This window comes from Streptomyces sp. ISL-43, from assembly GCF_018614195.1.
GTDB lineage: Bacteria > Actinomycetota > Actinomycetes > Streptomycetales > Streptomycetaceae > Streptomyces.
Map to the genome: position 1 here is coordinate 1 of NZ_JAGGOT010000083.1, position 9,051 is coordinate 9,051.

A 9,051-nucleotide genomic window follows, 5' to 3' on the forward strand; every position below is an offset into this window, starting at 1 on the left:
GTCCTAAGAGCTATAGATAACATCCGCGTGGAAGCCGGAGTCGTAGGCGGTCCAGCCGCAGATCCGGGAGGCCTCGGCGGCCGCGGCGTAGAGGCGCCGGCCGACTTCCTCGGTGTAGGAGCGGTGGTTGAGGGTTTTGGTGATCATGCGGAGTTCGGTCTTGGCGGCCTGGTAGACCTCGCCGGAGCCGACCTGGTCGTCCAGGCGGCGCAGTGCGCCGAGGCGTTCGTCGTGGAGGTCGGCGAGCTCGGCGCCGACCCGTTGGCCGGCGCCCGCGGCGGTGGCGGGCGGTGCGGTGGCCCATTGGGCGGTGACGGCGCCGAGGGCGGAGACGATCAGGAAGTCGCGGCGGTCCATGGTTCCTCCGGCCATGCTGGTCAGGATGGTGTTGGTGTCTGCCGGAGTCCAGGCGGGGTCCAGGAGCAGCCGGTCGTCGTGACCGACGCAGGCCAGCCACTGCGGCCAGGGCCGCTCGTGGAGCGTTTCGACGGGGATCCCGTGCAGATCGGCCATGGTGAGCTGGGCGGTCCATTCCGGCACCACGCCGGAGTTGAGCCAGCGGTAGATCCGCTTCTTGTCCGCGCTGATGGCGCCGTAGCCCAATGCCTTGTGGCGGGCGGCCAGGCGGCGCAGGTAGCCGACGCCCGTCCAGCCGTTGTCCTGCAGTAGAGCTGCCAGCGGATGCTGTTCGCGGTTCACGTCCCCACCCCCACAAAGAGTGTTCCCATCCCCGATGGTCCTCCAACAGGGCCCTGGCGGTGAGCGAATGGAACCCGCGGGACCCGGATGGTTCCCTCTGGTTCCCCGCGGGCCCCCGTGGGCCCCTCGTTCGTCTGTTCGGGGTGCGGGTGGCGGCGCTTTCCTGGAGGAGTCAGCGAAACGCCGACCCCGGAAGGGAGGAACTCCCATGACCAGTCCCAAGCCGCGCAAGCGCCCCGTCATCGTCTCGGGCCGCCCCTGCTGATCCCGCACATCCCCTGGCCAGCCCCGGACTTCCCTGTGGAGTCCGGGGCCGGACCCGTCACCTCGTGCCGCCACCGAGCAAGGAGCCCGTCCATGCACCCCACCCAGCAGCCCGAAGGCATCCGCGTCACCCTGCGCGCCGAGGGGCTCACCGCGGCCGTCACCCGGCACGACACCACGCACATCGCCGTCGCCGAGACCGGATTCACCGAGGCCGTCGCCGCGCTCGCCGGCCGCGGGGACTTCCTCCTCATCGACGGCGGCCTGTACACGGCGTGGGAACACCGCCTGCGCCCGCTCCTCGCCCCCGGCCGCCACCTGGTGGTGGAGCCTGGCGAGAGCGCCAAGACCCTGGAGAACGCCACGCGGATCATCACGGTGCTCCACGAAGCCGGCGTCGACCGCCAGACCACCGTGACCGCGGTCGGCGGCGGCGTGCTCTGCGACCTCACCGGCCTGGTCGCCAACCTGTACTTCCGGGGCGTACGCGCCGCCTACGTCCCCACCACCCTCCTCGCGATGATCGACGCAGCGATCGGAGGGAAGACCGGCGTGAACCACCCCCGCCAGAAGAACCTGATCGGGACGTTCAGTCACCCCGCCGAGGTCCACATCCACCTCGACACCCTCACCACCCTGCCCCGCACCCAGCTCGTCTCCGCGTACGGCGAAGCCCTCAAGATCGCCATCGTCGACGACCCGAAGCTCTTCGACCTCCTGGCCGGCCCGCTCGGCGACACCCCGCTCACCCCCGTCCTGAAGACAATCGTGGAGCGCTGCGCCGCCAGAAAGCTGGAGCTCCTCGGCGCCAACGCCTTCGAACGGAACCTGGAGCGGGCCTTGAACCTCGGGCACACCGTCGCCCACCCGCTCGAGGACATCACCGGCTTCCGGATCCCGCACGGCACCGCCGTCGGCATCGGCATCGCCGTCGCCTCCCACATCTCCCACGCCCGCGGCCGGCTCACCGCCGAGGACTTCCAGAAGATCCTGGCCGTCATGGACCACCTCGGGCTGCCCCTCATGGACCACGACTTCGGCGAACAGCAGCTCCTAGCCCGCGTCCGAGACCTCACCCTGCAGCGCGGCGGTCACTCCCTGCACTACGTGCTGCCCACCGCAATCGGCAAGGTCATCTTCACCGACACGGTCACCGACGACGAGCTGCTCACCGCCGTCACCGAACTCCGCGCCCGCGCCGGGGGTGCCCGGTGACGACGACCGCGCGCTGCATCGAGCACCTCACGCGGAACGTGCCGTCCGTCGAGGCCATCACCCTGTGCGGCTCCCACCGCCAGGGCACCAGCGATATCTACTCCGACCGCGACATCTGGGTGTTCTGCGCCAACGACGAGCCGATCAGCGAACAGCTCGCCACCACCGCGTTCCTGCCCGCCGGCGCGGACTGCGAGGTCCTCTTCGAGGGGCGTGACGACACCCTCACCGACCACACCGTCATCAACGTCCTGACCGACACCGAGGTCCTCAACCTCAAGATCCTCCACACCCGCGTCCTGACCGCCTTCAGCGCCCAGGACCCCACCCTGGACGGCCAGTACCTGGAGGACCTGGAGAACTACACGACCATGCAGGTCCTCCACGACCCCACCGGCGTCATCGCCACCCACCAGGGGTGGCTGCGCCACCACGCCGTCGACACCATCGGCGACTGGCTCCTGCCGCCGCTCGCCAGCCGGTACGCCTCCACCTACTGGCGCTCTGTCTACCAGGGCGTTCTGCGCACCGAGGAGCACGCTTGGCGCCACCTGGCCACCCACCTCATCGAGCTCCTCGCCCAGCTGGGCTTCGCGCAGGCCGGCGTCCTGCCGCCGCCCCGCAAGTGGCTGCTCTCGCCCCGCATCCTCACCGCGCTCCCCGACGGCGCCGGCCTCACCGCCCTCCTCGACCAGCTCCACTGCACCTCCACGACGAATCCGGACGCCGTCCTGGGCTTCTACCGCGCGCTGGCGGCCGTCGAGGACGCGCTCCTGCACACCGGGGAGCTGTACGCGGGCATGTGGTGGCGCGGGGTCTTCACCGAACGCATCACGCACCTGGCCCACCACACCGGCCGCCCCGACCTCCTGGCCCTGACCCAGGCCGCTCCCCGGCCCCGGACCGCCCCATGACCGGGCGCCGTCGCACCGAGCATCTGCTGCTCGGCGTCAGCGGGTCCAGCGCCGCGACCGCGGCCGCCGAGCTCGTCGCCGATGCCGGGCGGTACGCGCGCAAGGTCACCGTCGTGGCCACCGCAACCGCCGCCGAGCTGTTCCTGCCGGATCTGCCCGTCCCCGTCTTCACCGACACCCACTGGAAGTCGCACCCTGAGGACTCGCTGCACATCCGGCTCCTCCAGGACACCGACTGGTTCATCGTCGCTCCCGCCACCGCGACCACCCTCGCCCGCGCGGCCGCCGGCCTCGCCGACACCCTCCTCACCGCACTGATCCTCGCCCACGGGCCCGGCGTGTACTTCCAGCCCTCCATGAACCAGCGCATGTGGAACAGCCCTGCGACACGCCGCACGATCGGGCTACTGACCGCCGACGGCCACCACATCCTGGGCAGCACCCCCACCGCAACCCTCACCAGCGACAACCGCACCGGCGGCATCGGCGCGATCCCCGGAACCGTCCTCGCCACCGCGGCAGCACACCGGCGCAAGCACGAGAGCTGACTGCCCTGCGCCGCTAAACTCGCGACCTCAACCCGCCCCCTGGATTGAGGCACCGCGCACGTGAACGTGAACCAGCACCCCCAGCAGCTCCTGCTCATCGGCGGGGGTGCCGGTTCCGGCAAGACCGCCCTTGCACGGGCCCTCGCCGACGTGGTGCCCGGGGCAGCGCTGGTCCACCTCGACTCCTGCTACCACCGCGACCCCGACCTGGCCCCCAGCGTTCCCCGCTTTGACGGGCCGGGCCGGGTCGTCGATTTCAGCGACCCGCTCGCGCTGGACAATGCCCTCATCAAGACCGCGCTCGACCAGCACGCGACCGCTCCGCTGGTGGTCGTGGAGGGCACCTTCGCGCTCGCCCTGCCCGAGCTCACCGCCATCGCCACGCTGACCGTGTACGTCGACACCCCCGCCGACATCCGCGTCGTCCGCAAAACCCTCCGGAAACTTCAGGAGGGCCAGGACCCGGCCCCCGGCCTCCTCGGGTACGACACCAGCCACCGCTCCTACACCCGCCACGTCGCACCCACCCGCCAGCACGCGGACCTTGTCCTCGACGGCACCCGCACCACCGCCCAGCTCACTGCCGAGCTGCAGGCCCACCTGGCCGAACAGGGCCGGGACACCTCGACCCCATAGCCGGCAACGACCGACGGCGGACCCGTACGTGCTGCGGCCCCGAACCAGAGCACTGGATTCGGGGCCGCAGGAAGACGCTGGTCCGGCCAGGGGCCGGGCCGGAGAGATCAGCCGGCTTCAGGGCTTCGGCCGACCAGCTGCGTGAGCAGCTCGATGATCTGCGCCTGGTTGCGGTCGATCTTCTCGTCCAGGGCTTCGACCTTCTGGTCAAGGTTGCCGATCTGCAGGCGCACCGCGGTGAGGTCGGACTTGATGATCCCGAACTCGCGGTCGTGCTGTGCCGAGACCTCTTCGAAGCGCCGGGTAAGGGCAGCGAGCTCACTGTGAGCGATGGGATCCTCGGGCACGCGGGCACTCCTGCCAGATCATAAAACCGCAGATAGACACTCCACGATATCGCGCCCACACTCCCGTACGGCCTGGGGTTCCGCAGATCTCTCGATCAGCTCTCTGCCCCATGAGCCATGCCCAGCAGGTACAGGTGTCCTTGGCAGCGGTGGTCCTCCCGCGCGGCAAGGGGCACATCCAAGCCGGTCAACCAGCGGCCTTCAGGACAGAATGGTCGGCTTGCGGGGCGGGGGGACGGCCCGGAGCAGCTCCCACAGGGGGCGTGAGCCGGATGCCCATTCTCCGAGGGTGTGGCGGTCGATGACGTGGAGGCGCTGCTGTTTCGCGAAGGCGACGGCCGGTGCGGTGACCCGGCCGTTGGTCACGATCACCGCGATGTCGGCGCCGTGGACCTGGCGGGCCGTGCCGTTGAGTACCTGGAGGTCCGGCGTGCCAACGGCGGACCCGGCAAGTCCGTTGCGCCTGTGCTTGCACTGAATTACCCAGTGCCTACCCCAGGGGTCGGTGGCCTTCACATCCGCGCCCAAATCTCCGCCGCCGCCGACGCGCACCGCGTTCTGGCAGCCATCCCGGCGCATCAGGTCGCGCACCGCGTCCTCGAACCGGGAATGGTGCAGGGAATCCAGCTCGGACAGCCCGTACCGCAGTCCCTGCGCACGGACCGCCTCCCACCGCGCCTTATGTTGCTGCTGGTAGATCCAGCAGCCGCCGGCCAGGAGCGCGAGAACGCCGATGGCGGCCAGGACCCACCAGTGGGCCAGCAGCCAGTTGATGAGGGCCCCCGCCAAGGCGACGGCCACGACACCGACCACGAGCATTCCGATCAGGCGGTCCTCTGCACGCTGTCGCCGCTTGCCGGGCCTCCGGGAGCGTCGCCGAGCTGGCGGGCGCCCTTTGCGGGCGCGGGGGCTCACTGGGTGCCCTGCGTGACGCTGCTCGCGAGCTGGCCCAAGACGTTCAGGATTCCCTGGCCGACGGGGGTGGGAGCGAGCAGGACCCCCAGGGCCAGGACGATGACCACGGTCATCTTCTCGTCGAAGCGGCTACGGGCGTGCGTGCGCCGCCGCAGGCGGATAAAGACGATGACTGCGAGCAGCACCGCCACGTTGATGGTCAGCAACCGTCAGCCCCCCCCACAGGCCATCACCACGCAGGGTAGGCAGCACGCTACCCGCAGCCTCCTGTGTAGCCGGACGCCAGTGATGCTGGAGCCGGGTTACCTGGTAATGGCACAAAGACATCGGGCCTGGCCGAATACCGCGCGGCCGCACTACGGACTGCCGCGCCCTTCCCACCGCAGCTCGCGTTGAACGGCGCCCCAGGGCTCGCGACCGTCCCCCTCTCCACCTTGCGCGCCCGAGCGTCGGTACCGGGGCCTGCGCCCTCGCCTGTCGGTCCGGTTAGCCTCCGTGGTGATCTGTAGCGGGCAGGTTCGTGGAGGGGTGGGTGGCTTTGTAGGTGAGTTTTGAGGCCAGCGGTAGGTGGGTTCTGACTCCAGCGGTGCCGGGCGAGAGTTGATGTCGGTGAGTTTTGACTCCACTGGGGGGCTTGTGGTGGGAGTATCGGGGTGCATCGGCTAGCGCTGGGTGGTTCAAGTGCCCGTTTCGAAGGTCGAGTTGTACGCGGCGATACGCCATGACGCTCGGGTCGAAGGGCTGTCCAGCAGGGCTTTGTCGGCGAAGTACGGGGTGGGCCGCCGGACGGTCGCGATGGCGTTGGAGTCGGTGTGGCCGGCGCCGCGCAAGCAGCTTCCGGCCCGGGTCTCGCGCCTGGACGCGTTCAAGGCGACGATCGACCAGATCCTGCGCGATGACCTGGACGCGCCGCGCAAGCAGCGGCACACCGTCAAGCGGGTCTTCGACCGGCTGATCGACGAGCACGACGCCCGGGGCGTGACCTACTCGATGGTCCGCGCCTACATCTTCCAGCGGCGCCCGGAGATCCGCGTCGAGGAGGGCCGGGGGCCGCCGCAGGGGTTCGTGCCGCAGACCCACCGCCCCGGCGATGAGGCGGAGGTCGACTTCGGGGACGTCTGGATCCACCTGAACGGCGTCCCGACCAAGGTGTTCCTGTTCTCGCTGCGCCTTTCGTTCAGCGGGAAGGCCGTTCACAAGATCTTCGCTTCGTGCGGTCAGGAAGCGTTCCTGGAAGGCCACGTCCACGCACTTCAGGTGCTGGGCGGCGTGCCGCGCGGCAAGGTCCGCTACGACAATCTGCGCGCCGCGGTCAGCCAGGTGCTGGGCCGCACCCGGGGCCGGGTGGAAAGCGACCGCTGGACGGCGTTCCGGTCCCATTTCTCGATCAACAGTTTCTATTGCAATCCCGGCATCGAGGGCGCCCACGAGAAGGGCGGCGTCGAGGGGCAGATCGGCTGGTTCCGCAGAAACCACCTGGTCCCCGTCCCGAAGGTCGCCTCACTCGCCGAGCTGAACGCGATGATCGAGCGCTGGGACGAGGAGGACGACGCCCGCCGGATCATGCAGCGGGCGCTGACCATCGGTGAGATGTTCGCCGTCGAGCGCCCGCTCCTGGTCCCGCTGCCCGACGAGGACTTCGAGACCGGACTGGTGTCCTCGCTGCGGGTGAACCGCTACGGCCAGGTCAGCGTCCGCACCAACCACTACTCGGTGCCGGTGCGGCTGATCGGCCGGATGGTGCGGGTCGTGCTGCACGCCTCGGAGCTCGTGGTCTACGACGCGCATAGGGAAGTCGCCCGCCACGAGCGTCTGATCGCCAAGGGCGGCTCCCGCCTGGAGCTGGACCACTACCTGGAGGCCCTGGTCCGCAAACCGGGCGCGCTGCCCGGCGCGACCGCGCTGGACCAGGCCAGATCGGCGGGCAAGTTCACCCCGGTCCACGACGCCTGGTGGCAGGCGGCCTGCAAGGCCCACGGCGACGCGGAAGGCACCCGGGCACTGATCGCCGTCCTGCTGCTGCACCGGCACATGGTTCACGAGCATGTGGTGGCCGGGATCGCGACCGCGCTGCGGGCCGGCGCGCTGACCGCCGACGCGGTCGCCCTGGAGGCTCGCAAGTGGGGCGAGGCCGACCAGGGCGCCGAACAGCCTGCCGACCGGGACATCCCGCGGCACCGGGTGGACGGCGGCGCGACGGTGACCTCGCTGACCGAGCGGCGCCTGGCCGCGCTGCCGCCCGATCCCAGGCCGCTGCCGTCGGTGGCCGCCTACGACCAGCTGCTGCGATTCCGCCGGCGTCCCGCCGACGGCCAGGCATACCAGGAAGAGGCACCGTGACCGCCAAGCGCAACCGCGGACTGACCGAACAGGCCGCCGACACCGCAGTGGACCAGGCGTGCCGGATGCTCCGGCTGCCCACAATCCGTGCCCAGTACCCCGAGCTGGCCGAAGCCGCCCTCCGTGACCAGATGACCTATCGCGGATTCCTGGCCGAGCTCCTGCTGTCCGAATGCGACGACCGGGCCCGCCGCCGCTCCGAGCGCCGGATCAAGGCGGCCGGCTTTCCGCGTGACAAGTCGATCCGGCAGTTCGATTTCGACGCCAACCCCGCCATCGACCCGGCCACGATCCACACCCTCGCCAAGTGCGACTGGATCAAGAAGGGCCTGCCGCTCTGCTTGATCGGCGACAGCGGAACCGGCAAGTCACACCTGCTCATCGCGCTGGGCACCGAGGCGGCGATGCACGAGTACCGGGTGAAGTACGTGCTGGCCACCAAGCTCGTCAACGAGCTCGTGGAGGCCGCCGACGAGAAGCTGCTGGCCAAGACCATCGCCCGCTACGGCCGCGTCGACCTTCTCTGCATCGACGAGCTGGGCTATATGGAGCTCGACCGCCGCGGCGCCGAACTGCTGTTCCAGGTTCTGACGGAACGGGAGGAAAAGAACAGCGTGGCCATCGCCTCCAACGAATCCTTCGGAGGATGGACCAAGACGTTCACCGACCCGAGGCTCTGCGCGGCCATCGTGGACCGGCTTACATTCGGCGGCAACATCATCGAGACCGGCACCGACTCCTACCGACTGGCCGTCACCCGGGCCCGTGCCGAGCAACAGGCCGCAGCACAGAAGGCCGCCAGCTGACACCCGACCACCCCTGCGTTCTCTACGGTGATGAGGATCTCTGAAATTGGGTCTGGTCGGCATTTCGTGACGGTCACGATCGCAGCAGGACGCGGGTGCGGAGGAGTCTGAAGGAGCCTCGGCCGTACATCTGCCGCTTGATCGTCTTAAACGGTTGACGTGGCCTTCGACGACGCCGGAGCTGTAGGCGAGCGTCATGCCGGCGAGGACGGCGTCCCAGTCCTGGCGCAGGAATCCGGCGAAGCCCTGTATTGGACCTCGTACTCCACAGCGGCCCCTCGCCTGAACCCGGGCGAGAGGCCGCTGTCTGCGTCGCACATTCACTTCAGGTCGCGGATGGTCGCCGCGAACGCCCGGTCCATGTCCC

General features: G+C 69.6%; 11 protein-coding genes. 7 read left to right on the plus strand and 4 right to left on the minus strand.

Annotated elements, in window-relative coordinates:
- Positions 1 to 3: 3 nt before the first annotated feature.
- Positions 4 to 699, minus strand: coding sequence for a hypothetical protein (locus J7F03_RS36610; RefSeq protein WP_214957287.1), 696 nt, complete (start codon positions 697 to 699; stop codon positions 4 to 6).
- Between the two features lie 357 nt (positions 700 to 1,056).
- Between J7F03_RS36610 and J7F03_RS36615 the strand changes: the two genes are divergently transcribed.
- From J7F03_RS36615 to J7F03_RS42480, 4 genes are read left to right on the plus strand one after another with little or no spacing between them, the layout of a single operon-like run.
- Positions 1,057 to 2,178 carry a 3-dehydroquinate synthase gene (locus J7F03_RS36615; protein WP_214957289.1) on the plus strand — a complete coding sequence of 374 codons (1,122 nt, stop codon included), beginning with the start codon at positions 1,057 to 1,059 and terminating at the stop codon, positions 2,176 to 2,178.
- Positions 2,175 to 3,092, plus strand: a complete 918-nt coding sequence (locus J7F03_RS36620; protein WP_214957291.1) for a hypothetical protein — start codon at positions 2,175 to 2,177, stop codon at positions 3,090 to 3,092. The genes J7F03_RS36615 and J7F03_RS36620 overlap by 4 nt, the downstream gene beginning before the upstream one ends.
- Complete coding sequence (locus J7F03_RS36625) at positions 3,089 to 3,640, plus strand: flavoprotein (RefSeq protein WP_214957293.1); 552 nt, start codon at positions 3,089 to 3,091, stop codon at positions 3,638 to 3,640. The genes J7F03_RS36620 and J7F03_RS36625 overlap by 4 nt, the downstream gene beginning before the upstream one ends.
- Positions 3,641 to 3,700: 60 nt before the next feature.
- Complete coding sequence (locus tag J7F03_RS42480; protein WP_214957295.1) at positions 3,701 to 4,276, plus strand: uridine kinase; 576 nt, start codon at positions 3,701 to 3,703, stop codon at positions 4,274 to 4,276.
- A gap of 107 nt (positions 4,277 to 4,383) precedes the next feature.
- On the opposite strand, the gene J7F03_RS36635 is transcribed toward J7F03_RS42480, so the two are convergent.
- The 3 genes from J7F03_RS36635 to J7F03_RS36645 form a co-directional block, all read right to left on the minus strand.
- A complete protein-coding gene (locus J7F03_RS36635) occupies positions 4,384 to 4,623 on the minus strand; it encodes a hypothetical protein (RefSeq protein WP_214957297.1) in 240 nt (79 codons plus the stop codon).
- 201 nt (positions 4,624 to 4,824) lie between these two features.
- The gene (locus tag J7F03_RS36640; RefSeq protein ID WP_214957299.1) at positions 4,825 to 5,442 is read right to left on the minus strand and encodes a restriction endonuclease; all 618 of its coding nucleotides are present in this window, start codon (positions 5,440 to 5,442) and stop codon (positions 4,825 to 4,827) included.
- Positions 5,443 to 5,534: 92 nt separating this feature from the next.
- Complete coding sequence (locus J7F03_RS36645; RefSeq protein WP_214957301.1) at positions 5,535 to 5,744, minus strand: hypothetical protein; 210 nt, start codon at positions 5,742 to 5,744, stop codon at positions 5,535 to 5,537.
- A 475-nt stretch (positions 5,745 to 6,219) separates the two neighbouring features.
- Between J7F03_RS36645 and istA the strand changes: the two genes are divergently transcribed.
- The 3 genes from istA to J7F03_RS36660 all read left to right on the plus strand — a co-directional run.
- Positions 6,220 to 7,878, plus strand: coding sequence for an IS21 family transposase (gene istA / locus J7F03_RS36650; RefSeq protein ID WP_214957303.1), 1,659 nt, complete (start codon positions 6,220 to 6,222; stop codon positions 7,876 to 7,878).
- Positions 7,875 to 8,684 carry an IS21-like element helper ATPase IstB gene (gene istB, locus J7F03_RS36655; RefSeq protein WP_308380111.1) on the plus strand — a complete coding sequence of 270 codons (810 nt, stop codon included), beginning with the start codon at positions 7,875 to 7,877 and terminating at the stop codon, positions 8,682 to 8,684. The genes istA and istB overlap by 4 nt, the downstream gene beginning before the upstream one ends.
- A 159-nt stretch (positions 8,685 to 8,843) precedes the next feature.
- Positions 8,844 to 9,051, plus strand: a 208-nt coding sequence (locus J7F03_RS36660) for a hypothetical protein (RefSeq protein ID WP_214957305.1), incomplete at its 3' end; no start/stop codon positions are given.

Coding starts and splice junctions, on each gene's coding strand:
- J7F03_RS36615 (WP_214957289.1), top strand. CDS start 1,057: ATGCACCCCACCCAGCAGCCCGAAGGCATCCGCGTCACCCTGCGCGCC.
- J7F03_RS36625 (WP_214957293.1), top strand. CDS start 3,089: ATGACCGGGCGCCGTCGCACCGAGCATCTGCTGCTCGGCGTCAGCGGG.
- J7F03_RS36640 (WP_214957299.1), bottom strand. CDS start 5,442: ATGCTCGTGGTCGGTGTCGTGGCCGTCGCCTTGGCGGGGGCCCTCATC.